This is a genomic window from Streptomyces sp. NPDC055099 (assembly GCF_053607685.1).
Genome location: NZ_JBSGUA010000009.1, coordinates 217,492 through 240,266, shown reverse-complemented (window position 1 = coordinate 240,266; position 22,775 = coordinate 217,492). Strand labels below are relative to the sequence as shown.

Annotated in this window: 19 protein-coding genes and 1 riboswitch; of the genes, 9 read left to right on the top strand and 10 right to left on the bottom strand. The window is 68.9% G+C overall.

Features of this window, described 5'->3' with window-relative positions:
* The first annotated feature begins 72 nt into the window (after positions 1-72).
* The 4 genes from ACWFRU_RS23300 (at position 73) to ACWFRU_RS23285 (ending at position 4,544) form a co-directional block, all read left to right on the top strand.
* Positions 73-1,053 (top strand): tetratricopeptide repeat protein, encoded by a 981-nt coding sequence (locus ACWFRU_RS23300; protein ID WP_351163657.1) that lies wholly within the window; start codon positions 73-75, stop codon positions 1,051-1,053.
* Between the two features lie 64 nt (positions 1,054-1,117).
* Positions 1,118-1,768 carry a peptide deformylase gene (gene def, locus ACWFRU_RS23295; protein WP_453689826.1) on the top strand — a complete coding sequence of 217 codons (651 nt, stop codon included), beginning with the start codon at positions 1,118-1,120 and terminating at the stop codon, positions 1,766-1,768.
* 305 nt (positions 1,769-2,073) lie between these two features.
* On the top strand, positions 2,074-3,195 hold the full coding sequence (cyc1, locus tag ACWFRU_RS23290; RefSeq protein WP_453689998.1) for an epi-isozizaene synthase: 1,122 nt from the start codon (positions 2,074-2,076) through the stop codon (positions 3,193-3,195).
* Positions 3,192-4,544, top strand: coding sequence for a bifunctional albaflavenone monooxygenase/terpene synthase (locus tag ACWFRU_RS23285; RefSeq protein ID WP_453689824.1), 1,353 nt, complete (start codon positions 3,192-3,194; stop codon positions 4,542-4,544). Before cyc1 ends, ACWFRU_RS23285 begins: the two co-directional genes overlap by 4 nt.
* Here the strand turns inward: ACWFRU_RS23285 and ACWFRU_RS23280 are convergent.
* The 8 genes from ACWFRU_RS23280 to ACWFRU_RS23245 all read right to left on the bottom strand — a co-directional run bounded on the left by ACWFRU_RS23280 (position 4,498) and on the right by ACWFRU_RS23245 (position 14,887).
* On the bottom strand, positions 4,498-5,514 hold the full coding sequence (locus ACWFRU_RS23280) for a helix-turn-helix domain-containing protein (RefSeq protein WP_453689822.1): 1,017 nt from the start codon (positions 5,512-5,514) through the stop codon (positions 4,498-4,500). The genes ACWFRU_RS23285 and ACWFRU_RS23280 overlap by 47 nt on opposite strands.
* Before the next feature lie 243 nt (positions 5,515-5,757).
* Positions 5,758-6,834: a ribonucleotide-diphosphate reductase subunit beta gene (locus tag ACWFRU_RS23275; RefSeq protein ID WP_453689821.1), complete on the bottom strand. Its 1,077-nt coding sequence runs from the start codon at positions 6,832-6,834 to the stop codon at positions 5,758-5,760.
* The gene (locus tag ACWFRU_RS23270) at positions 6,834-9,230 is read right to left on the bottom strand and encodes a ribonucleoside-diphosphate reductase subunit alpha (RefSeq protein ID WP_453689819.1); all 2,397 of its coding nucleotides are present in this window, start codon (positions 9,228-9,230) and stop codon (positions 6,834-6,836) included. Before ACWFRU_RS23270 ends, ACWFRU_RS23275 begins: the two co-directional genes overlap by 1 nt.
* Positions 9,231-9,367: 137 nt before the next feature.
* A riboswitch (cobalamin riboswitch) is annotated at positions 9,368-9,491 on the bottom strand.
* A 116-nt stretch (positions 9,492-9,607) separates the two neighbouring features.
* The gene (mctP, locus tag ACWFRU_RS23265; RefSeq protein WP_453689817.1) at positions 9,608-11,257 is read right to left on the bottom strand and encodes a monocarboxylate uptake permease MctP; all 1,650 of its coding nucleotides are present in this window, start codon (positions 11,255-11,257) and stop codon (positions 9,608-9,610) included.
* Positions 11,254-11,523 (bottom strand): DUF3311 domain-containing protein, encoded by a 270-nt coding sequence (locus ACWFRU_RS23260; protein ID WP_453689815.1) that lies wholly within the window; start codon positions 11,521-11,523, stop codon positions 11,254-11,256. The genes mctP and ACWFRU_RS23260 overlap by 4 nt, the downstream gene beginning before the upstream one ends.
* A gap of 121 nt (positions 11,524-11,644) precedes the next feature.
* Positions 11,645-11,842: a YbdD/YjiX family protein gene (locus tag ACWFRU_RS23255; protein WP_453689813.1), complete on the bottom strand. Its 198-nt coding sequence runs from the start codon at positions 11,840-11,842 to the stop codon at positions 11,645-11,647.
* Positions 11,839-13,992: a carbon starvation CstA family protein gene (locus ACWFRU_RS23250; RefSeq protein WP_453689811.1), complete on the bottom strand. Its 2,154-nt coding sequence runs from the start codon at positions 13,990-13,992 to the stop codon at positions 11,839-11,841. Before ACWFRU_RS23250 ends, ACWFRU_RS23255 begins: the two co-directional genes overlap by 4 nt.
* A gap of 97 nt (positions 13,993-14,089) precedes the next feature.
* Complete coding sequence (locus ACWFRU_RS23245; protein ID WP_453689996.1) at positions 14,090-14,887, bottom strand: GntR family transcriptional regulator; 798 nt, start codon at positions 14,885-14,887, stop codon at positions 14,090-14,092.
* A 274-nt stretch (positions 14,888-15,161) separates the two neighbouring features.
* On the opposite strand from ACWFRU_RS23245, the gene ACWFRU_RS23240 reads away from it, so the two are divergent.
* The 4 genes from ACWFRU_RS23240 to ACWFRU_RS23225 all read left to right on the top strand — a co-directional run bounded on the left by ACWFRU_RS23240 (position 15,162) and on the right by ACWFRU_RS23225 (position 19,888).
* The gene (locus ACWFRU_RS23240) at positions 15,162-16,436 is read left to right on the top strand and encodes an extracellular solute-binding protein (protein WP_453689809.1); all 1,275 of its coding nucleotides are present in this window, start codon (positions 15,162-15,164) and stop codon (positions 16,434-16,436) included.
* A gap of 107 nt (positions 16,437-16,543) precedes the next feature.
* On the top strand, positions 16,544-17,524 hold the full coding sequence (locus tag ACWFRU_RS23235) for a carbohydrate ABC transporter permease (RefSeq protein ID WP_453689807.1): 981 nt from the start codon (positions 16,544-16,546) through the stop codon (positions 17,522-17,524).
* A 53-nt stretch (positions 17,525-17,577) separates the two neighbouring features.
* Positions 17,578-18,384 (top strand): carbohydrate ABC transporter permease, encoded by an 807-nt coding sequence (locus ACWFRU_RS23230; protein ID WP_453689994.1) that lies wholly within the window; start codon positions 17,578-17,580, stop codon positions 18,382-18,384.
* A gap of 7 nt (positions 18,385-18,391) precedes the next feature.
* The gene (locus ACWFRU_RS23225; protein ID WP_453689805.1) at positions 18,392-19,888 is read left to right on the top strand and encodes a glycoside hydrolase family 3 protein; all 1,497 of its coding nucleotides are present in this window, start codon (positions 18,392-18,394) and stop codon (positions 19,886-19,888) included.
* Between the two features lie 138 nt (positions 19,889-20,026).
* On the opposite strand, the gene nagB is transcribed toward ACWFRU_RS23225, so the two are convergent.
* Complete coding sequence (gene nagB, locus ACWFRU_RS23220) at positions 20,027-20,812, bottom strand: glucosamine-6-phosphate deaminase (protein WP_453689803.1); 786 nt, start codon at positions 20,810-20,812, stop codon at positions 20,027-20,029.
* Between the two features lie 209 nt (positions 20,813-21,021).
* Positions 21,022-21,792 (bottom strand): SDR family oxidoreductase, encoded by a 771-nt coding sequence (locus ACWFRU_RS23215; protein WP_453689801.1) that lies wholly within the window; start codon positions 21,790-21,792, stop codon positions 21,022-21,024.
* Positions 21,793-21,885: 93 nt separating this feature from the next.
* On the opposite strand from ACWFRU_RS23215, the gene ACWFRU_RS23210 reads away from it, so the two are divergent.
* A complete protein-coding gene (locus ACWFRU_RS23210) occupies positions 21,886-22,503 on the top strand; it encodes a TetR/AcrR family transcriptional regulator (protein ID WP_453689799.1) in 618 nt (205 codons plus the stop codon).
* Positions 22,504-22,775: the final 272 nt, after the last annotated feature.

Below are 22,775 nucleotides of genomic sequence, written 5' to 3'. Positions count from 1 at the left end.
ACGTGGTTGGATGCGAAGAGGGCCCTCGGGCACAGCGGAACACAGGAACTTATGCATCGGCAGGCGGGAATCGTGAGGATCTTCGGCAAGGGACGGCACCGGCCCTCCGCCTCATGGCGGCAGGCCACCGACCGCGCCTTCACGCTGATCGGCGACGGGCGGTACGAGGACGCGGGCGCACTCCTGACCCGCGCGGCGGATCTCGAGCCCTGGCTCTCGGAGTCCTGGTTCAACCTCGCGCTGCTCCACAAGTTCCGGCACGACTGGGAGCAGGCGCGGGCCGCGGGCCTGCGGGCCGTCGCGCTGCTCGACCGGTCGGCGGGCGCCCCCGACTGGTGGAACGTGGGGATCGCCGCCACCGCCCTCCAGGACTGGCCGCTCGCCCGGCGCGCCTGGCAGGCGTACGGCCTGAAGGTGCCGGGCGGTGTGGCCGCCTCCGGGGAGCCCACCGGCATGGACCTGGGCAGCGCCGCCGTGCGGCTCTCGCCCGAGGGCGAGGCCGAGGTCGTGTGGGGGCGCAGGCTCGACCCCGCCCGCATCGAGGTGCTCTCCATCCCGCTGCCCTCCTCCGGGCGCCGCTGGGGCGAGGTCGTGCTGCACGACGGCGTTCCGCACGGCGAGCGGACGACGGGGGCGGGGGACTCGTATCCCGTCTTCGACGAGATCGAGCTGTGGGCTCCCTCACCCGTTCCCACCTGGGTGGTCCTCCTGGAGGCCGCCACCGAGGACGACCGGGACGCCCTGGAGAAGCTCGCCGCGGACGCGGGCTTCGCCGCCGAGGACTGGTCCTCGTCCGTGCGGCTGCTCTGCCGGATGTGCTCCGAGAGCCGCATGCCGAGCGACGAGGGCGACGGCGAGCACCTGGACCCCCACGACCACAGCGAGCCGGGCCACCCCGGGCCGCTCGGCCACCGCAGCCCCGGCGCCCTGTGGGTGCCCGAGCGGGAGTGCGGCATCGCGGCGCCCGCCGCCCTGGTGCGCGGGCTGCTCGACGGCTGGGTCGCGGACAGTCCGGACTCCCGCGACTGGCGGGATCTGGAAGAGGTCTGCTGACTCCTGGCCGTAGGCTGTACCGGCACTATCTCTCGTGGGTTCCCAGGAAGGCGTACGTCGGACAATGGCGCAGGACACTGAGCAGCAGGCCTCGGGCGGGGTCCTCCCCGTCGACGACGAGGGCTTCGTCATCGACACGGAGGACTGCGAGGAGCGGGAGACGGCCTACCGCGAGCGCGGCACGTCCCGGCCCATCACGGTCGTCGGCAACCCCGTGCTGCACAAGGAGTGCAAGGACGTCACCGCCTTCGACGCCGAGCTGGAGCAGCTCGTCGCCGACATGTTCGCCAGCCAGCGGACCGCCGAGGGCGTGGGCCTGGCCGCCAACCAGATCGGCGTCGACCTGAAGGTCTTCGTCTACGACTGCATGGACGACGAGGGCAGGCGGCACGTCGGCGTGGTCTGCAACCCCGTCGTGCGCGAGCTCCCCGCGGAGCGGCGCCGCCTGGACGACTCGAACGAGGGCTGCCTCTCCGTGCCCACGGCCTACGCCGAGCTGGCCCGCCCGGACTTCGCCGAGGTCACCGGGCAGGACGAGAAGGGCAACCCCATCAAGGTGCGGGGCACCGGGTACTTCTCGCGCTGCCTCCAGCACGAGACGGACCACCTGTACGGCTACCTCTACATCGACCGCCTCTCCAAGCGCGACCGCAAGGACGCGCTGCGGCAGATGGAAGAGGGCACCCCGCGCTACCCCGTCGTGCCGAACGCCTAGACGACTCCGGACTCGCGCGCCCCGCGAGTCACCTGCGGCCCCTGGCCGGGAACTCCCTCCCGGCCAGGGGCCGTTCGCATGAACCGACCCGGACCGGTCAGCTGTGCGATCGAATCAGGCTCTTGGTGATCCATAATCAGTCACGTACGGGGATTTTCTCGGCACTGGGGGGTAGTGAATGGCGCAAATCTGTTCCCTGAACGGTCAGTTGTGGTGCTGAATGGAAAGCGCGGGGATACACAACGGCGCGCGCCCGGTACGGCGGGAGGGGCGTGCGTCCTCACGCGGCTGAGAGGGGTTTGTCCGTGCCTGCATATTCACATGGCATTTCACCGACACAGACACATGCGCGGGTGGTATCCGTGCCACCGGCGTTGGTACTTCCGCTGATCGAGTCCGGGTTTCCTCGCCAACTGCACCCGTATTGGCCACAGCTCCAGGAAAGGTCCCGGACGTGGCTGCGCGAAATGCGCCTCATGTCCGCGGACAAGGTCGAGCGGTACGCGGACAGCCTCTGCTACACGGATCTGGTGGCCGGCTACTACATTGGCGCGCCGGACGAGTTGCTCAGCGCGATAGCCGACCTCAGCAGTTGGTTCTTCGCGTGGGACGACCGGCACGACCGCGACTCGGTGCACGGCAGGGCGGCGCAGTGGCGCCGGCTGTGCCGCGGGCTCCACGAGACACTCCGGGCACCCCGGCAGCAACTGCACCACCGTGACCCCCTGGTGGCGGGGTTCGCGGACTGCGTCCTGCGGCTGTACTCGCACCTCGGGGCGGGCTGGAACGCCCGGTTCGCGCGGCATTTCCACAGCGTGATCGAGGCGTACGACCTGGAGTTCAGGAACCGCAGAACCGGAACCGTCCCGACGGTCGAGGCCTACATCGAACTGCGCAGGCTGACGTTCGCGCACTGGACGTGGATCGACCTGCTCGAACCGACGGCGCGACGGGAGCTGCCGTCGTCCGTGCGGAAGCATCCCGCATATCGGCGGGCGGCGCTCGCCACGCAGGATTTCTCCGCCTGGTACAACGACCTGTGCTCGCTCCCCAAGGAACTCGCGGGAGATGAATTGCACAATCTCGGGATCAGTCTGATCCAGCACGAGGGGCTTTCCCTCGAAGAAGCGGTGTCGGAAGTCCACCGGCGGGTCACCCGATGCATTTCGGATTTCCTGGTGGCAGAAAAGGAAGTGCTCCGTCTCGCCGGGCAATTGGCCGAGGGGAGCGTGCAGGGCAGGGAGCTCTCGGTCGCGCTGGAATCGTGCATCGCCAACATGCGGAACTGGTTCTCTTCCGTGTATTGGTTCCATCACGAATCCGGTCGCTATCGGGTGGACAGCTGGGACGACCGGTCCATTCCCCCGTACGTGAGTGACGCGGTAATGAGCGACGTGGCCGAAACTGAATTGGTGGGTGAGGAATGAGCGTCGAATCCGCGCTGTCCGCGACAACGACTCCGCCGCTTGTCAGCGGTGGCGCGCCGCTCATCGGCCACGCCTGGAACCTGGTGCGCGACCCGCTCGGCTTCCTCGCCGCGCTACGGGATCACGGTGATCTCGTACGCATCAGGCTGGGACCCAAGACGGCGTACGCGGTCTGCGATCCGGAACTGGTCGGGCAGCTCCTGAGGAGCCCCGACTACATCGTCGGCGGGCCCCTCTGGGACACCCTGGAAGTGCTCCTCGGCAAGGGGGTGGCGACCAGCAACGGCAAGCTGCACCGGCGTCAACGGCGCATGATGCAGCCCGCGTTCAGGCGCGAGCGGATCGCCGACTACGCCAAGGTCATGGAGGAGGAGGCCCGGATGACCGCCGGGCGCTGGCGGCCGGGCGACACGATCGACATCAACGCGGAGATGTTCCGCACCGCGGTGCGCGTCGTCTCGCGCTCGCTCCTGGAGGTCGACGCGATCAGTGAGAAGGCGGACCGCATCGCCGAATCGCTGCACACCGTCTTCGAGGGGCTCTACCGCAGGATGGTGCTCTCGGTCGGGCCGCTGTACCGCGTGCCGACCCAGGGCAACCGCCGCTTCCAGAGCGCGCTCGCCGATCTGCACGCACTCGTCGACGAGATCATCGCCGAAGGCAGGGCGGCGGCGGGCGGAGACCAGGACGACCTGTTGGCCGAAATGCTGCGGGCGCGCGATGAATCAGGTCAGCCGCTCAGCGATCAGGAGGTTCACGACCATGTGATCTCCCTTGTCGTGGCGGGCGCCGAGAATATCGCGGCGACCCTGGCATGGACCTTCCATCTGCTGGCCGAACACCCCGAGCAGGAAAGGCGATTGGTTGAAGAAGTAAATGCCGTCGCGCCGGACCGGGAGATCACATTCGCCGACCTCGGGGACCTTCCGCACACCCGGAATGTCGTCACGGAGGCCATGCGTATACAACCGGCCGCCTGGATATTCACCCGCAGGTCGGTGGGAGAAACCAGCCTGGGCGGCTATCGCATTCCGGCCGGTGCCGACATCGTCTACAGCGTGTACGCGATGCAGCGCGATCCGCGTTCCTTCGAGCAGCATCTGCGGTTCGACCCGGACCGCTGGAATCCGGAACGAGCGCAAGACGTACCGGAGTTCGCGATGATGCCGTTCGGCACCGGCAACCGCAAGTGCCCGGGCGACCATTTCAGCCTGGCCGAACTCGCCATCATCCTGGCGACGGTGGCGCCCAAGTGGCGTCTGACGCCGGTCGAGGAGACCGACGCCGACACGAAGATCGGCATCACGCTACAGCCGAAGCGTCTGGTCCTGCGGGCCGAGCGACGCTGACGGCCGGACCGCGGAAGGTACGGCGGTAGGCGTTCGGCGTGGTGCCGAGCGCCCGCAGGAACTGGTGGCGCATCGCCGCCGCGTTGCCGAAACCGGCACGCCCGGCGATGGCGTCCACCGTCTCGTCCGAACCTTCGAGCAACTCCTGCGCCAGGAGCACGCGTTGGCGCAGGAGCCAGCGGTAGGGGGTGGTGCCGGTCTCCTGCTGGAAGCGGCGCGCGAAGGTGCGCGGCGACATGTGCGCGCGCTCGGCGAGCCGCTCGACGGTGATGTCCGTGTCCAGATGGCGCTCCATCCAGGCGAGCACCCCGCCCACGGTGTCGCACGCCGTGCGCGGCAGCGGGCGCGCCACGAACTGGGCCTGCCCGCCGTCGCGATGGGGCGGTACGACCATGCGCCGGGCGATGGCGTTGGCGACCTCGGTGCCGTGTGCCTGGCGCACGATGTGCAGGCAGGCGTCGATCCCGGCGGCGGTTCCGGCCGAGGTGACGATCGGGCCCTCGTCCACGTACAGGACGTCGGGCTCGACCCGGGCGCGCGGATAGCGCACCGCGAGTTCCGTGGCGTGCTGCCAGTGGACGGCGCAGCGGCGGCCGTCCAGGAGCCCCGCGGCGCCGAGCACGAAGACGCCGGAGCAGACGGACAGGACGCGGGCCCCGCGGTCCACCGCACGGCGCAGGGCGTCGAGCAGCTCCTCGGGGTAGTCGCGGTCCACGAACGCCTGGCCCGCGGGAACGGTGATGAGGTCGGCCTCTTCGAGCCGGTCGAGGCCGTACGGGGTGGTGATCGAGAACCCGGCGTGATTGGTCAGGGGCCCCCTCTCCGCGGCGACCACCGCGAAGTCGTACGCGGGAAGACCCGAGTCGCTGCGATCGAGCCCGAACACCTCGCAGACGACACCGAGTTCGAAGGGATTGACGCCGTCGAGCAGTACGGCGGCCACGTTCTTCAGGGTCCCGGCCTTCAGCATGCGACCAGTGTGCCGCGTCAGTGGCAGTAAGTCGATGGTGTGTGGCAGTCCTGCCACTGCCGCGCCCGTCCGGCGCGCAGGACAGTAAGGGACATGAACACACTCACCGCATACGCGACCGTCCTGACCGTCTTCCTCCTCCTCGCCGCGCCCTCGCTCGTCGGGTACCTCCACGACCGCCGGATCGACCGCGAGCTGCGCGAGGCGGAAACCGCCCCGCGCAGCTCGGACACACCGGCCGGACTAGAACTCGTCGTCGAAGGAGACCGAACCCTCGACCGCGACCTGGTAGGCCGAAGGACGCCGCTCGAAGAAGTTGGTCAGCTCCTGGACACCCTGAAGTTCCATGAACGAGAACGGGTTTGAGGAGCCGTAGACCGGCGCGAAGCCGAGCCGCTGGAGCCGCTGGTCGGCGACGCACTGCAGGTACTCGCGCATGGAGTCGGTGTTCATGCCGGGCAGGCCCTCACCGCACAGGTCGCGCGCGAACTGCAGCTCGGCCTCGACGGCCTCCTTGAGCATGTCGGTGACCTGCGTCTGCAGCGCGTCGTCGAAGAGCTCGGGCTCCTCCTTGCGGACGGTGTCGACCACGTCGAAGGCGAAGCTCATGTGCATCGTCTCGTCACGGAACACCCAGTTGGTGCCGGTGGCGAGGCCGTGCAGCAGGCCGCGCGAGCGGAACCAGTAGACGTAGGCGAAGGCGCCGTAGAAGAAGAGCCCCTCGATGCACGCGGCGAAGCAGATCAGGTTCAGCAGGAAGCGGCGCCGGTCGGCCTTCGTCTCCAGGCGGTCCATCTTCTCGACGGAGTCCATCCACTTGAAGCAGAACTCGGCCTTCTCGCGGATGGAGGGGATCTCCTCGACCGCGTCGAAGGCCGCCGCGCGGTCCTCCGGGTCGGGCAGATAGGTGTCGAGCAGCGTCAGATAGAACTGGACGTGCACGGCCTCCTCGAAGAGCTGACGGCTCAGGTAGAGCCGCGCCTCGGGGGAGTTGATGTGCTTGTAGAGCGTGAGCACCAGGTTGTTGGAGACGATCGAGTCGCCGGTCGCGAAGAACGCGACCAGGCGGCCGATCATGTGCTGCTCGCCCGGGGAAAGCTTCGCCAGGTCGGCGACGTCCGAGTGGAGGTCGACCTCCTCGACGGTCCAGGTGTTCTTGATCGCGTCCCGGTAGCGCTCGTAGAAGTCCGGGTAACGCATGGGCCGCAGGGTCAGCTCGAAGCCCGGGTCCAGGAGGTTCTTCTCGCCAGAGGGGGTATCGGTGCGAAGCGCCGTCGTTGAGGGGTGGTGGTCGGGCGACGGGTGGGCGGTGGAGCTCATTACTGGCAGGCCTCGCAGGACTCGGGGTTTTCCAGGGAGCAGGCGACGGCTTCTTCGGCCGTGGTCTGGGCGGGGACGGGGGCGGCCTCGGCGCTCTGGCCGGCCGCCGCGCGGGCGATGCGGGTCGCCGGGCGCGAACGCAGGTAGTACGTGGTCTTCAGACCCTGCTGCCAGGCGTACGCGTACATCGAGGAGAGCTTGCCGATGGTCGGCGTCTCCAGGAACAGGTTCAGGGACTGCGCCTGGTCCAGGAACGGCGTGCGCGCGGCGGCCATGTCGATCAGGCCGCGCTGCGGGATCTCCCACGCGGTGCGGTACAGCTCGCGCACCTCGGCCGGAATCCAGCCGAAGCCCTGCACGGAGCCGTTGGCCTCGCGCAGCGCCTCACGCGTCTGCGCGTCCCACACGCCAAGGCGCTTCAGCTCCTGCACCAGGTAGGCGTTGACCTGGAGGAACTCACCACTCAGCGTCTCGCGCTTGAAGAGGTTGGAGACCTGCGGCTCGATGCACTCGTACACGCCCGCGATGGACGCGATCGTGGCGGTCGGCGCGATGGCCAGGAGCAGCGAGTTGCGCATACCGGTCGTGGCGATACGTTCCCGCAGCGCGGCCCAGCGCTCCGGCCAGGTCAGCTCGACGCCGTAGTGGTCGGGGTGCAGGACGCCGCGCGCGGTGCGGGTCTTCTCCCAGGCGGGAAGCGGCCCGTTCCTTTCGGCGAGGTCGGCGGACGCCTCGTACGCGGCGAGCATGATGCGCTCGGCGATGCGCGTCGAGAGGGCGCGCGCGGCGGGGGAGTCGAAGGGCAGCTTCAGCCGGAAGAAGACGTCCTGGAGACCCATCGCGCCGAGGCCCACCGGACGCCACTTGGCGTTGGAGCGTCCCGCCTGCTCGGTCGGGTAGAAGTTGATGTCGACGACACGGTCGAGGAAGGTGACGGCGGTGCGGACGGTCTCGTCGAGCCGCTGCCAGTCGATGTCACCGGCGGCCGTGTCCACGAACGCGCCGAGGTTCACCGAACCCAGGTTGCAGACGGCCGTCTCGCCGTCGTCCGTCACCTCCAGGATCTCCGTGCAGAGGTTGGAGGAGTGGACGGTGTGGCCGGGCTCCGCCGTCTGGTTGGCCGTGCGGTTGGCGGCGTCCTTGAAGGTCATCCAGCCGTTGCCGGTCTGCGCCAGGGTGCGCATCATGCGGCCGTACAGCTCGCGGGCCGGGATGGTCTTGCGGGCGAGCCCGGCGGCCTCGGCCTTGCGGTAGGCCGCGTCGAACCCATCGCCCCACAGGTCGACGAGCTCGGGCACGTCGGCCGGGGAGAACAGCGACCAGTCCTGGTCGGCGGCGACCCGGCGCATGAACTCGTCCGGGATCCAGTGCGCCAGGTTGAGGTTGTGCGTGCGGCGCGCGTCCTCACCCGTGTTGTCGCGCAGCTCCAGGAACTCCTCGATGTCGGAGTGCCACGTCTCCAGGTAGACCGCGGCGGCGCCCTTGCGGCGGCCGCCCTGGTTCACGGCGGCGACGGACGCGTCCAGGGTCTTGAGGAACGGCACGATGCCGTTGGAGTGCCCGTTCGTGCCGCGGATGAGCGAACCGCGGGCGCGGATGCGGGAGTACGAGAGGCCGATGCCGCCCGCGTGCTTGGAGAGCCGCGCGACCTGGTGGTAGCGGTCGTAGATGGAGTCCAGCTCGTCCAGCGGGGAGTCGAGGAGGTAGCAGGAGGACATCTGCGGGTGGCGGGTGCCGGAGTTGAAGAGCGTCGGCGAGGACGGCAGGTAGTCCAGGCGGCTCATCAGGCGGTACAGGGCGGCGACTTCGTCCGCCGCGCGCGCGGAGCCGTCCTCGGCGAGGCCGCTCGCGACGCGCAGCATGAAGTGCTGCGGGGTCTCGATGACGTGCCGGGTGAGGGGGTGGCGAAGGAGGTAGCGGCTGTGCAGGGTGCGCAGGCCGAAGTAGCCGAAGCGGAAGTCCGCGCCGTCCTCCAGGGCGGCCTCCACCAGACCGTCGAGGCGCTCCGCGTGGTCGGTGACGAACGCGGCGGTGCGGTCCGCGATCAGGCCCTCGCGGTGCCCGACGGCGACCGAGTCGGAGAAGGAGCGCACGCCCTGCGACGCGGCCTCGTCACGGATGGTGAGGCTGAGCAGCCTGGCCGCGAGCTGCGAGTACGTCGGGTCCTCGGAGATGAGGCCGGCCGCGGCCTCGGTCGCCAGCTCCCGCAGCTCCGCCAGATCCGCCCTGGCCGAGCGGCCCCGCAGCGCGGCGGCGGCGACCCGGCCGGGGTCGGCGTCGGGGAGGTCGGCGGTGAGGTCGGTCAGGGTACGCAGCAGCGCGGTTCCTGGGCCGTCGGCGGTCTGCGATCCGTCGGTGGTCTGCGCTGACGCAGGTTCGGCTGGCGCGATGGTCACGTGGAGCACTCCCTCGCTCGGCTCAGGGCCTTGGGGAGGGGTGAGTGACACACGGGGGCCGGCCCTGGGCAGGGCTGCGCTCCGCGTCCACCAGCCCATTCCACGAGGCCCGGACGTCGTCGGCACCCGGACCGGTCGGAACGGGCGCACTGTCGACAGGTCTTCGGACTTGCGAGCACGACAAATGCGTACTCATACACCGTTGCGGGACAGTTCCGGACTTGCACCGGATTCCCCTGCGGCGACAGCGAGCACGAGCATACATCTTGTGCTGGCTCTGAGCGGCAGCCCCATATCTTGTGTCGGCGCACACAACAAAGCGCGGGCCGCTGGGGGAAACCGGCGGCCCGCGCCATGCGTTGCGTACAGGAACAGGCTCAGTGCCCGCTCGGTGCTCCCGCCGTGGCCGGCGGCAGCTCCTCCACGACGCCGGGGTCGCCCACGTCCGCCGTGTAGTCGCCCGGAGACGTCTCGTCGATGCCGTCAGGGGCCTTCATGGCGCGCAGGACGAAGGTCATGGCCACGGTGACCGCCACGTTCAGGACGAACGCCGTGAGGCCGATGTAGCCGATCTCGCCGATGCCCGGGATCTCGTCGGACGAGCCGCCGAAGTGCTTCTGGGTGGGCGAGGCGACGCCGTACGTGGCGGCCGTTCCGTAGACCATGCCGACCGCCCAGCCCGCGAGCAGCGCCCAGCGGTGGAACCACCGCGTGAACAGGCCGCCGACGAGCGCGGGCATGGTCTGCAGGATCCAGATGCCGCCCAGGAGCTGGAAGTTGATCGCGACCGTCTTGTCCATGGTGAGGACGAAGGCGAGCGCGCCGACCTTCACCAGGAGCGAGACCAGCTTGGAGACCTTGGTCTCCTGCGCGGGTGTCGCGTCCGGCTTGAGGAAGTCCTTGTAGATGTTCCTGGTGAAGAGGTTCGCGGCCGCGATGGACATGATGGCGGCCGGGACGAGCGCGCCGATGCCGATCGCCGCGAACGCGACGCCGGTGAACCAGTCGGGGAACATGTTCTCGAACAGCTGCGGGATCGCGAGCTGGCCGTTCTCCACCTTCACCCCGGCCGCGATCGCCATGAAGCCGAGCAGCGCGAGCAGCCCCAGCATCAGCGAGTACAGCGGCAGGATCGTGGTGTTGCGGCGGATCACGTCACGGCTCTTGGAGGAGAGCGTCGCCGTGATCGAGTGCGGGTACATGAACAGCGCGAGCGCGGAGCCGAGCGCGAGCGTGGCGTAGGTCCACTGCCCGGCCTCGCCCGGCGCGAGACCCGCGACGGGCTTGCCCGCCGCGTCGTTCGCCGCCGAGAACTTGTCGTTCGCCGCCTGGAAGATCTCGTCGAAGCCGCCGAGCTTGATCGGGATGTAGATGATCGCGACGGCGATGACCAGGTAGATCAGACCGTCCTTCACGAACGCGATCAGCGCGGGCGCGCGCAGACCGGACGAGTACGTGTACGCGGCGAGCACCGCGAACGCGATCAGGAGCGGCAGGTCCTTGATGAACCAGTTCGTGTCCGGACCGCCGCCGACGCCCATCACGTCCAGCACGGCCTGGATACCGACCAGTTGGAGCGCGATGTACGGCATCGTGGCGAGGATGCCGGTGACCGCGACGGCCAGCGAGAGCCCCTTGGAGCCGAAGCGTCCGCGCACGAAGTCGGAGGTGGTCACGTATCCGTGCTTGTGCGAGACGGACCACAGGCGCGGCAGGAAGGTGAAGATCAGCGGGTAGACGAGGATCGTGTACGGCACCGCGAAGAAGCCGGCCGCGCCCGCCGCGTAGATCGCCGCCGGGACGGCCACGAAGGTGTACGCCGTGTAGAGGTCGCCGCCGAGCAGGAACCATGTGACCCAGGTGCCGAACGACCGGCCGCCCAGACCCCATTCGTCCAGGCTCTCGGTCTCGGCCTTGCGCCAGCGCGCGGCCAGGAAGCCCATCGCCGTGACGGCCGCGAAGAAGAAGATGAAGACGGCGAGGGCTATGCCGTTGACGCCGCCGGTGTCCGCTGCGAGCACGTTCATCGGGTCGCACCCCCCTGGGCCTGCTCGGCCTTGCGGGCGCGCTGGTCACGCTGCCACAGCTTGTAGGCGATCATGGTGAGAGCGGTGGAGACGACCACCCACAGCATCTGGTACCAGTAGAAGAACGGGATGCCTATGAAGGTCGGTTCGACCTTCGCGTAGGAGCTCACCCAGAGCATCGCCACGAACGGCGCGACGAGGCAGAGGGCAACGACCACGCGGACCGGCGTGACCACCGGTCTGCTCACTTCAGGCGCATCTGACACTTCGCGGCTCCGCTCCCTCGCTTATCCCACCTTTAACGTGCGGGAAATCTAAGCGAGGAGATTGATCTACGGAACCCCCGTCCGGATAGCGGACGCGTCGATGTGCCTGCTCAGTACGGGGTCAGCAGCAGCGGAACCCCTGCCTGGGGTCGGACTCCTGGCGCTCCGTCCGCATTCGCTCGAACTCCCGCCGGGAGGGGACGGATGCCCCGGGATGCGTCTTCCGCCTGTGCTCCACATAACGGTCGTACGCGGACTCATCGGTCAACTCGCGCGCGTACCACCGCACCCAGCGCAGGCCGCGCAGCACCCATGTCATGACGGGACCTGCGCGTCGTCCGAGGACCTCGCTTTCGCCGCCGCCAGTTCCGCCTTCTCCTCCGGTGTCGCGATGAGCCCGGCGGGCGCGACCAGCTTGGACTCCACGTACGCGGCCTCGCTCAGCTTCGTCGACTGCGGGTTGCGGACGTGCTTCACGCAGATCCGTGCCGCGTCCGCGATCACGATGACGATGAGCAGGGCGAGCGCGGCCGAAAGGACGCCGTCCACCGTGGAGTTGGTGACGACGGTGTGCATGTCGTCCATGGTCTTGGCGGGCGGCAGGATCTTCCCTTCGTCTATCGCGTCCTGGTAGTTCGAGCGCTGCTGGAAGAAGCCCACGCGCGGGTCGCTGGAGAACACCTTCTGCCAGCTCGCGGTGAGCGTCACCGTGGCGTCCCAGGCGAGCGGAATCCCGGTGATCCAGGCCCACTTGAGGCGCCCGGACTTCACCAGGAGTGTCGTGCAGACGGCGAGCGCGACCGCGGCGAGGAGCTGGTTGGAGATGCCGAAGATCGGGAAGAGCTGGTTGATCCCGCCGAGCGGCTCGTGCACGCCCACCCACAGGAAGTAGCCCCACAGGCCAGTGACGACGGCGCTCGTGATGATGAGACCGGGCTTCCAGCTGACGTTCTTGAAGGGCTTGTAGACGTTGCCGAGCATGTCCTGCAGCATGAACCGGCCCACGCGTGTGCCCGCGTCGAGCGCCGTGAGGATGAACAGCGCCTCAAACATGATCGCGAAGTGGTACCAGAACGCCTTCATGGAGCCGCCGGTGACCTTCGAGAAGATCTCGGAGACACCGACCGCGAGCGTGGGCGCGCCGCCGGTGCGCGAGAGCAGCGAGGACTCCTCGACGTTCTTGGCCGCCTGCGCGAGATCCTCGGGGGAGATGGAGTACCCGAAGTTCGCGACGGCCTGGCTCGCGGCCTGGACGTTGTCCCCGATGACGCCCGCGGGGGCGTTCATGGCGAAGTACAGCCCGGGGTCGATGATGCTCGCCGCGACGAGCGCCATGACCGCGACCGACGACTCCATCAGCATGGAGCCGTAGCCGATCATCCGGATCTGCGTCTCCTTCTGGACCATCTTGGGCGTGGTGCCCGAGGAGATCAGCGCGTGGAAGCCGGACAGGGCCCCGCAGGCGATGGTGATGAAGACGAACGGGAAGAGCGAACCGGCGAAGACGGGCCCGTCGCCGCGTGAGGCGAAGTCGGTCACCGGGTCCATCTTCATCGTCGGCAGCGTGATGACGACGCCGAGCGCGAGCAGCAGGATCGTGCCGATCTTCATGAACGTGGAGAGGTAGTCGCGCGGCGCGAGCAGCATCCACACCGGCAGGATCGAGGCGATGAATCCGTACGCCACCAGCCAGATGACCAGCGTCGACGGCGCGAGCGTGAACGTGTCCGCGAGCGACGACTCGGCGACCCAGCGCCCGGCGACGAGCGCGAGGAGCAGCAGGGCGATCCCGATGAGGGAGACCTCGCTGACCCGCCCTGGGCGCAGGATGCGCAGGTAGAAGCCCATGAACAGCGCGATCGGAATGGTCATCGCGATGGAGAAGGTGCCCCACGGCGAGTCCGCGAGCGCGTTGACGACGACGAGCGCGAGCACCCCGAGCAGGACGATCATGATGGCGAACGCGGCGAGCAGCGCGGCGGCCCCGCCGAAGGGGCCGATCTCCTCGCGCGCCATCTGGCCGAGCGACTTGCCGTCGCGCCGGGTGGAGAAGAAGAGGACGACCATGTCCTGCACGGCGCCTGCGAAGATCACGCCGACGATGATCCAGATGGTGCCCGGCAAGTAGCCCATCTGCGCGGCCAGGACGGGCCCCACCAGCGGCCCCGCGCCCGCGATCGCCGCGAAGTGGTGGCCGAGCAGGACCCGGCGGTCGGTCGGGTGGAAGTCGATGCCGTTGTCCAGGCGCTCCGCCGGGGTGGCCCGCTTCTTGTCGACCTTCAGGACCCGGTTGACGATGAACTTGGAGTAGAAGCGATAGGCGATCGCGTACGAGCCGAGGGCCGCCGCGACCATCCAGGCCGCCGACACCTCCTCGTCGCGCGAGAGCGCCAGGACGGTCCAGCCCGCGGCGCCCACCAGCGCGACGAGGGTCCAGATGACGATGGATCGGGGATTCGCTGTGCGCACCGGGTCGTCCTCCCGTTCATCATGCGATGACGGGAGGAACGTAGAGCAGCGCGGTGATCTGCGCCAGACCCCGGAAGGGTTCTTGAAGGGGAGCGGGTCAGTCCGTGGGGCGCTTGAGGCGTGCCACGAACTTGTAGCGGTCGCCGCGGTACACCGACCGCACCCACTCCACCGGCTGGCCGCCGCCGTCCAGGGAGTGCCGCGACAGGAGCAGCATCGGCAGGCCCACGTCCGTGCCGAGCAGGCCGGCCTCGCGCGGGGTGGCCAGCGAGGTCTCGATGGTTTCCTCGGCCTCCGCGAGATGGACGTCGTACACCTCGGCGAGTGCGGTGTAGAGCGAGGTGTACTTCACCAGGGAGCGGCGCAGGGCCGGGAAGCGCTTGGCGGAGAGGTGCGTCGTCTCGATGGCCATCGCCTCGCCGTTGGCGAGGCGCAGGCGCTCGATCCTGAGGACGCGGCCGCCCGTGCCGATGTCGAGCAGGCCGGCGAGGGTGTCGTCGGCGGTGATGTACCCGATGTCCAGGAGCTGCGAGGTGGGTTCCAGGCCCTGGGCCCGCATGTCCTCGGTGTACGAGGTGAGTTGCAGCGCCTGGGAGACCTTCGGCTTGGCCACGAAGGTCCCTTTGCCCTGGATCCGCTCCAGGCGGCCCTCGACGACCAGCTCCTGGAGGGCCTGGCGGACCGTCGTGCGCGAGGTGTCGAACTCGGCGGCCAGGGTGCGCTCCGGGGGGACCGGGGTGCCGGGCGGCAGGGTCTCCGTCATGTCGAGCAAGTGCCGCTTCAGGCGGTAGTACTTGGGCACGCGCGCGGTGCGGCCGACTGCCGCGGCCGCGCCGGTCTCCGGGGCCGGGGACGTGCCCGCCTCGGTTTCCGTACTCCCCGCCTCGGTGCCCATGGCCCGCCTTCCTGCTGCCGTCACCGGCTCCTCCGTCTGTCGCGGCTCACATCGTGGCACGTACCGGGCCGGGCTTAGTGTGCCCGCTCAGGTGTCGGTCCGATAACGGACCTGACAGCCCTTCTTATACACCCTTGACACCCCTAAAGGTCTAGGCCAAGCTCCCCGTACTGGTCTACACCATTAAAGACCAGGTTCCAGTCCCACGGGCAGATCTCGGTCCATTTGGTCGCTGCGGGTGGGGGGTTGACTGGCATCCCTTGAGGAGGGTGACGTGAAGCGCAAGCTCATAGCGGCCATCGGTGTCGCGGGCATGTTGGTCTCGATCGCGGCCTGTGGCGGCGACGACAAGGACGACAAGAACGCCGGGGCGGACGGCTTCAAGGGGGAGACCCTGACGCTCTGGGCGATGGACGGCTCCACGCCCGAAGGCTGGACCAAGGACGTCAAGGCCGCCTTCGAGAAGAAGACCGGCGCCAAGCTGAAGCTCGAAGTCCAGCAGTGGAACGGCATCCAGCAGAAGCTGACCACGGCCCTCTCCGAGGAGAACCCGCCGGACGTCTTCGAGATCGGCAACACCCAGACCGCCGCGTACGCCAAGACCGGTGGCCTCGCCGACCTCAGTGACCTCAAGGAGGGCGTCGGCGCCGACTGGACCGAGTCGATCAACAAGTCCTCGGTCGTGGACGGCAAGCAGTACGCCGCCCCGTGGTTCGTCCTGAACCGTGTCGTCATCTACAACAAGAAGGTCTGGGCCGACGCGGGCATCAAGGAGACGCCCAAGACCCGCGCGGAGTTCCTCAAGAACCTCAAGACGATCGAGTCCAAGACGGACGCCGAGCCGATCTACCTGCCCGGCCAGAACTGGTACCACTTCGTCGGCCTGACCATCGGTGAGGGCGCCGAACTGGTCAAGAAGGACGGCGACAAGTACGTCTCCAACCTGGCCGACCCCAAGGTCGCCAAGGCCATGAAGACGTACAAGCAGTTCGCGGACCTCTCCAAGGCGCCCAAGAACAAGGACGAGGCCACCCCGCAGCAGGCCGAGGTCTTCGCCAAGGGCAAGACCGGCGCCTTCATCGGCATGAGCTGGGAGGCCGCGACCGCGATCAAGGCCAACCCGAAGATCGAGAAGGACATCGGTTACTTCACGATCCCCGGTGCCACCGCCGCCAAGCCCGAGGGTGTCTTCCTCGGCGGCTCGAACCTCGCCGTCGCCGCGACCAGCAAGAAGCAGGAGCTCGCCAAGGAGTTCCTGAAGATCGCGCTGAACGACAAGTTCGAGGGCGCGCTCGCCAAGGAAGGCGGCGTCATCCCGAACAAGCAGGCCCTGGAGGCCCAGCTCAAGGGCAACCCGGCCGCCGAGGCCATGGCCCCCGCGACCGCCGGTGGCGGCACCACCCCGCTGATCCCGGAGTGGGCCGCGGTGGAGAACCCGCCGAACCCGATCAAGAACTACATGACCGCGGTGCTGAACGGTAAGTCCAACGACGCGGCCGCCAAGCAGGTCGAGGGCGAGCTCAACAAGCGCCTGTCGCAGAAGCAGTAAGGGCGCGCTCCTGCCGGGGCTCCCGGGTCCGGGGTGTCTTCACCCCCGGGCCCGGTGCCCCGGTTCAGCGCTGCGTTCCGCGATGCCCACGAAAGAGATGGCGAAGCATGACCGTGCAGACCGAACGGCCGCCCTCCGGCCCGACGGAGGATCTGAAATCGGACAGACGGCCGGCGGATCCGGGTAAGCCCCGCACGGGGGCCCGCTCGCTCGCGCCCTACCTGTTGCTGCTCCCCGCACTCGTGGCCACCCTGCTGTTCCTCGGCTGGCCGCTGGTCAACAACGGGATGCTGTCGTTCCAGAACCTCAACATGAGGCAGTTCATCCTCCACCTCACGGAGTGGAACGGGATCGACAACTTCAAGGAGGTCCTCAGCGGCGAGGACTTCTGGCGGGTCACAGGACGCTCGATCGCGTTCACCGCGATCAACGTCGCACTGATCATGCTGATCGGCACCCTGGTGGGCCTGCTGCTCGCACGGCTCGGCAAGCGGATGCGGACGTTCCTCCTGGTCGGTCTCGTGCTCGCCTGGGCGATGCCGGTCATCGCGGCGACGACCGTCTACCAGTGGCTGTTCGCCCAGCGCTTCGGCGTCGTCAACTGGGTCCTGGACAAGGCCGGCTGGCACTCGATGGCCGACTACGACTGGATGGGCAGCCAGTACTCCACGTTCTTCGTGGTCATCACCCTGATCGTCTGGATGTCGGTCCCCTTCGTGGCGATCAACCTGTACGCCGCCACGACGGTGATCCCCAAGGAGCTCTACGAGGCCGCGTCGCTCGACGGCGCCGGCGCCTGGAAGCGCTTCACGAACGTCACGCTGCCCTACCTGCGGCCCTTCCTCTACGCGACGACGTTCCTGGAGATCATCTGGGTCTTCAAAGCGTTCGCGCAGGTCATGGCGCTCAACGAGGGCGGCCCTGACCGGCTCACCGAGATCCTGCCCGTCTACGCCTACATCGAGGGCATGGGCAACCAGCACTTCGGCATGGGTGCGGCGATCGCGCTGCTCACCATCGTCATCCTGCTGGCCCTGACCGCCTTCTACCTGCGGATCGTGCTCAAGCAAGAGGAGGACGAGCTGTGACGCGCACTGCTTCTGGTACTGCTTCCGGTTCCGCTGCGAAGAGGTTCGGCCGCATCTGGCCCAACGTGGCGGCCGTCGTACTCTTCATCGGCTTCGTCTTCCCGGTCTACTGGATGTTCGCCACGGCCTTCAAGCCGACCGGCGACATCATCAGCGAGGACCCGGTGTGGTTCCCGACCGACGCGACGTTCGAGCACGTCAAGACGGCCGTGAACGCCGACCACTTCTGGACGATGGTCGGCAACTCGCTCACCGTCACGGTCCTCGCCGTGCTGTTCTCGCTGATCATCGGCCTCGCGTCTGCGTTCGCGCTCGCCCGGATGCGCTTCAAGGGCCGCAAGGGCTTCATCATCGGCTTCATGCTGGCCCAGATGGCGCCGTGGGAAGTCATGGTCATCGCGATCTACATCATCGTGCGCGATGCCGACATGCTGAACAGCCTCGTACCGCTCACCCTCTTCTACATGGTGATGATCCTGCCCTTCACGCTCCTGACGCTGCGCGGCTTCGTCGCCGCGGTGCCGCGCGAGCTGGAGGAGTCGGCGATGGTCGACGGCTGTTCACGGATGCAGGCGTTCCGCCGGGTGATCCTGCCGCTGCTCGCACCTGGCCTGATGTCGACCTCGCTCTTCGGTTTCATCACCGCCTGGAACGAATTCCCGCTCGTCCTTGTCCTCAACAAGGAGGCGGAGGCCAAGACGCTCCCGGTGTGGCTGTCCGGCTTCCAGACCGCCTTCGGCGACGACTGGGGCGCCACCATGGCCGCCGCCTCGCTCTTCGCCATCCCGATCCTCGTCCTCTTCGTCTTCCTGCAGCGCAGGGCCGTCAGCGGTCTGACCGACGGTGCCGTGAAGGGATAACCGCCATATGACGACACTCACCAGGCCCACCGACACTCTGACCCGCGACGCCCTGACCGTCCTGCAGCCCGGCTTCGTCGGGACCAGCGCGCCGGACTGGCTGCTGCGCAGGATCGGTGAAGGGCTCGCCTCGGTCGGCCTCTTCGGCCGCAACATCGCCTCGCCCGAACAACTGGCCGCCCTGACGGCCCAGTTGCGCGCCGAGCGCGACGACGTCCTGGTCGCCATCGACGAGGAGGGCGGTGACGTGACCCGCCTCGAGGTCCGCTCCGGCTCCTCCTTCCCCGGCAACCACGCCCTCGGCGCGGTCGACGACACGGGCCTCACCCGTGACGTGGCCGCCGAGCTGGGCCGCAGGCTCGCCGCGTGCGGCGTCAACCTCAACTGGGCGCCGTCCGCCGACGTCAACTCCAACCCGGACAACCCCGTCATCGGCGTACGGTCCTTCGGCTCCGACCCGCTCCTGGTGGCCCGGCACACCGCCGCCTACGTCGAGGGGCTCCAGTCCGCCGGCGTCGCCGCCTGCACCAAGCACTTCCCAGGGCACGGCGACACAGCGGTCGACTCGCACCACGACGTGCCGCGCATCGGGGTGGACCCCGAGGTACTGCGGGCGCGTGACCTCGCGCCCTTCCGGGCCGCGATCGCCGCGGGCTCGCGTGCGGTGATGAGCGCCCACATCCTCGTCCCGTCGCTGGACGCGGAGTACCCGGCGACGCTCTCGCGCCGCATCCTGACGGGCGTCCTGCGCGAGGAACTCGGTTTCGACGGACTGATCGTCACGGACGGCATGGAGATGCAGGCCATCTCCGCCACCTACGGCATCGAGCGCGGCAGCGTCCTCGCCATCGCCGCGGGCGCCGACGCGATCTGCGTGGGCGGCGGCCTCGCGGACGACGACACGGTCCTGCGCCTGCGGGACGCGCTGGTCGGGGCCGTCCGCTCGGGCGAGCTCTCCGAGGAGCGCCTCGCCGACGCGGCCTCGCGCGTACGGGCGCTTGCCCACTGGACTTCGGTGTCGGGCGCGACCGAGCGTTCGGGGGGCGCGCCCGGCACCGAGATCGGCCTGGTCGCGGCCCGCCGCGCCCTGACGGTCACCCGCAGCGAGTCGTACGCGGCCCCGCTCACCGAAGCTCCGTTCGTCGCCGCCTTCACCCCGATGGCCAACATCGCGGTGGGTGACGAGACCCCGTGGGGCGTGGCCGCCGAGCTGCGACGCCTGCTCCCGGGCACGGAGACGGGCAGCTTCACCGGCCCGGACGCGGGCGCGCTCGCGCTGAACGAGGCGGGGGAGCGGCGCATCGTGGCCGTCGTCCGCGACGCCCACCGCCACGCGTGGATGGCGGAGGCCCTGGACACCTTGCTGTCCGCCCGCCCCGACACGATCGTGGTCGAGATGGGCGTCCCCAAGTCCGCCCCGACAGGCGCCCTCCACATCGCCACCCACGGCGCGGCAAGGGTCTGCGGCCTGGCAGCAGCAGAGGTAATCACGGGCGCCCCGTAGGTACCGTCTGTGGGCAGGCGTTGGCGTTCCGCAGGGCGGAACGGGTGGGCACAGACCACCCACCGGCCCGCACAGGAGCAGCGAACAGCAAGGTGCCGGGTGCCCCCAGCAAGGGGGCACCCGGCACCTTCGTGCAACTTACAGACCCTGCCAATCAGGCTTCGCCGCATACGTCGCCCGGAAGTACTCCCCAAGCTTCAGCTTGGAGGCAGCCGCTTCATCCACGACGACCGTCGCATGCGGATGCAACTGCAGGGCCGAGGCCGGAACCACCGCCGCCACGGGACCCTCCACCGTCGCGGCCACCGCGTCCGCCTTGCCCTCGCCGGTGGCGAGCAGCACCAGATGCCGCGCCTCCAGGATCGTCCCGATGCCCTGCGTGATCACGTGGTGCGGCACCTGCTCGATGTCCCCGTCGAAGAAGCGCGCGTTGTCCACCCGCGTCTGCTCCGTCAGCGTCTTGATCCGGGTGCGCGAGGCGAGCGAGGAGCACGGTTCGTTGAACCCGATGTGCCCGTCCGTGCCGATCCCGAGCAGCTGGAGGTCCACACCGCCGGCGTCCGCGAGCGCCTGGTCGTACGCCTCGCAGGCCGCCTGCACGTCCTGCGCGCTGCCGTCGGGCCCCATGAAGGACTTCTCACTGAGCCCGAGCGGCTCGACGACCTCACGCAGCACCACGGAGCGGTAGGACTCGGGATGCCCGGCGGGCAGCCCCACGTACTCGTCGAGCTGGCAGATCCGCGCCCGCGAGGCATCCACGGCACCGGAGCCGACCTTGGCGGCCAGGGCTTCGTAGATGGGCAGCGGGGTGGATCCGGTGGCGACACCGAGCAGGGCGTCAGGCTTACGGTGCACCAAGGCGGCCATGGCCTCCGCGATGAGCTCGCCGCCTGCCTTGGCGTCCGGGACGATGACAACTTCCACGCTGGGCCTGCCGATCTGGAGGGGGGCTCGCGGGCCCGGAGAGAGAGCCCACGGGGAACCATTGGTCTATGTGGTATAGACCAATCTAGCAGAGCTGACCCGCCGTGGCCCAGGTTCTCGGCCCCGGCAGCACGAAGTCCCCGCGTCCCATGCTCGGCTCTGTGCCCGCCCCTCGCCTGTCGAGCAACCCCCCGGCGGACCGACGGCCCCTACGCCAGCGACCCTCCCGTCACGTCCAACCACTGACCGGTGACCCAGCGCCCGTCGTCCGACGCGAGGAACGCGACGGCGTCGGCTATGTCCGCCGGGGTGCCGACCCGGCCGAGCGCCGACATCGCCGCCGCGCCCGCCCACGCCTCCTTGTTCTCGTCGCCGCGCAGCCATGCCGCGTTGACGTCCGTGTCCACGATCCCGGGCGCCACCGAGTTGACCGTGATGCCCCGGGGGCCGAGGACCTTGGACAGGTTCCGGGTGAACACGTCCAGGGCGCCCTTGGTCATGGCGTACGTCAAGATCTCCGGCATGACGGCGGCCCGCGAGAGGCCCGACGAGATGTTGATGACCCGCCCGCCGTCCCGCAGCCGCCGCTCACCGAGCTGCGTGATGAAGAACGGGGCCTTCGCGTTGACCGCGAACAGCCGGTCGTACTCCGCGTCGTCCGCCTCGGAGAAGGGGCGGGACGTGCCGATGCCCGCGTTGTTCACCAGGATGTCCACGCCGTCGGCATGCCGGTCGAACTCCGTCCACAAGGCCTCGGCATCGCCCGGGACGCCCAGCTCCGCGCCGAGGGCGAAGGCGGAGCCCCCCGCCTCCTCGATCGCCGCGACCGTCTCCTTCGCCGCCGCCTCGTTGCTGCCGTAGTGCACGGCCACCCGTGCGCCGTCCCGCCCCAGCCGCTCGGCGATGCCCCGTCCGATGCCCCGGCTGCCGCCCGTGACCAGCGCCGTCTTCCCCGCGAGCTTCCCTGCAAGCGCACCCATGAGAGCCGCCCCCTATTTCTCTAGTGGTCGTTACAGAAAGAACCGTAGCGAACCCCGAGCCGTTTTTCTAGTGGCCGCTATACAATTCACCCCATGGCGACGAAACAGCGCGGCCGCCCCCGCTCCTTCGACCGCGAGACAGCCCTGGAGCAGGCCCTGCGCACCTTCTGGGACCAGGGGTACGAGGCGACGTCGGTCGCGGACCTCACCCGGGCCATGGGTATCGGCGCCCCCAGCATGTACGCGGCCTTCGGTGACAAGCAGTCACTGTTCGAGGAGGTCGTGCTGCTGTACGGGCAGACGCACGGCTCCTTCGGCGAGCGCGCCTTCGCGGAGGAACCGACCGTCCGCGGGGGAGTGGCGCGGATGCTGCACGAGGCCGCCGACAAGTACACGGAGGCCGGACACCCGCACGGCTGCCTGGTCATCTGCGCCGCGACGAACTGCACGACGCCGGAGGTCGAGGCCGGCCTGCGCGAGCGGCGCAACGCGAACATCAGCTCCATCGAGTCCCGCATAAGGGCCGCCGTCGCCACGGGCGAGCTCCCCCCGGAGACCGACGCCCCCGCCCTGGCCCGCTATACGGGCGCGGTCCTGCAAGGCATGTCCCAGCAGTCCCGCGACGGCGCGAGCCGACAGGAACTGGAGGCGATCGCCGAGCTGGCCATGAGGGTCTGGCCCGAAGTACAACAAACATCTGCCGACGCATAGACACAGGTGAATGGTCTAGTCCACAATGCGTTGGTAAAGCATCCGCCCTTCCCGCACAGGAGGGCGGACCGAGGAACCGGCACTCTCTGCCCTGACCGTGTCGGATCCTCCGATCGGCCGTCCGGTACCGCACATTCCGGTGGTCGGTGTTCCTGAAGGGCTGCGGTGCCGTGGGTGGGTTGAGGGTCCCGCCCTGGCGCCGCGGCTCGTCGGGAAGGTGCCTCGGTTCGTCGGGACTCTTGGGATTCTCCCGGAGCGGGCCCGCCGGACGT

Coding starts and splice junctions, on each gene's coding strand:
- ACWFRU_RS23255 (WP_453689813.1), bottom strand. CDS start 11,842: ATGACATGGGTGCTGCGCGGCCTGCGCTGGGTGCGGTGGTACGCGCGC.
- ACWFRU_RS23215 (WP_453689801.1), bottom strand. CDS start 21,792: ATGGGTGCGCTTGCAGGGAAGCTCGCGGGGAAGACGGCGCTGGTCACG.
- ACWFRU_RS23225 (WP_453689805.1), top strand. CDS start 18,392: ATGACGACACTCACCAGGCCCACCGACACTCTGACCCGCGACGCCCTG.
- ACWFRU_RS23275 (WP_453689821.1), bottom strand. CDS start 6,834: ATGAGCTCCACCGCCCACCCGTCGCCCGACCACCACCCCTCAACGACG.
- def (WP_453689826.1), top strand. CDS start 1,118: ATGGCGCAGGACACTGAGCAGCAGGCCTCGGGCGGGGTCCTCCCCGTC.
- mctP (WP_453689817.1), bottom strand. CDS start 11,257: ATGAACGTGCTCGCAGCGGACACCGGCGGCGTCAACGGCATAGCCCTC.
- ACWFRU_RS23280 (WP_453689822.1), bottom strand. CDS start 5,514: ATGCTGAAGGCCGGGACCCTGAAGAACGTGGCCGCCGTACTGCTCGAC.
- ACWFRU_RS23235 (WP_453689807.1), top strand. CDS start 16,544: ATGACCGTGCAGACCGAACGGCCGCCCTCCGGCCCGACGGAGGATCTG.
- ACWFRU_RS23245 (WP_453689996.1), bottom strand. CDS start 14,887: ATGGGCACCGAGGCGGGGAGTACGGAAACCGAGGCGGGCACGTCCCCG.
- ACWFRU_RS23210 (WP_453689799.1), top strand. CDS start 21,886: ATGGCGACGAAACAGCGCGGCCGCCCCCGCTCCTTCGACCGCGAGACA.
- ACWFRU_RS23285 (WP_453689824.1), top strand. CDS start 3,192: ATGAGCGTCGAATCCGCGCTGTCCGCGACAACGACTCCGCCGCTTGTC.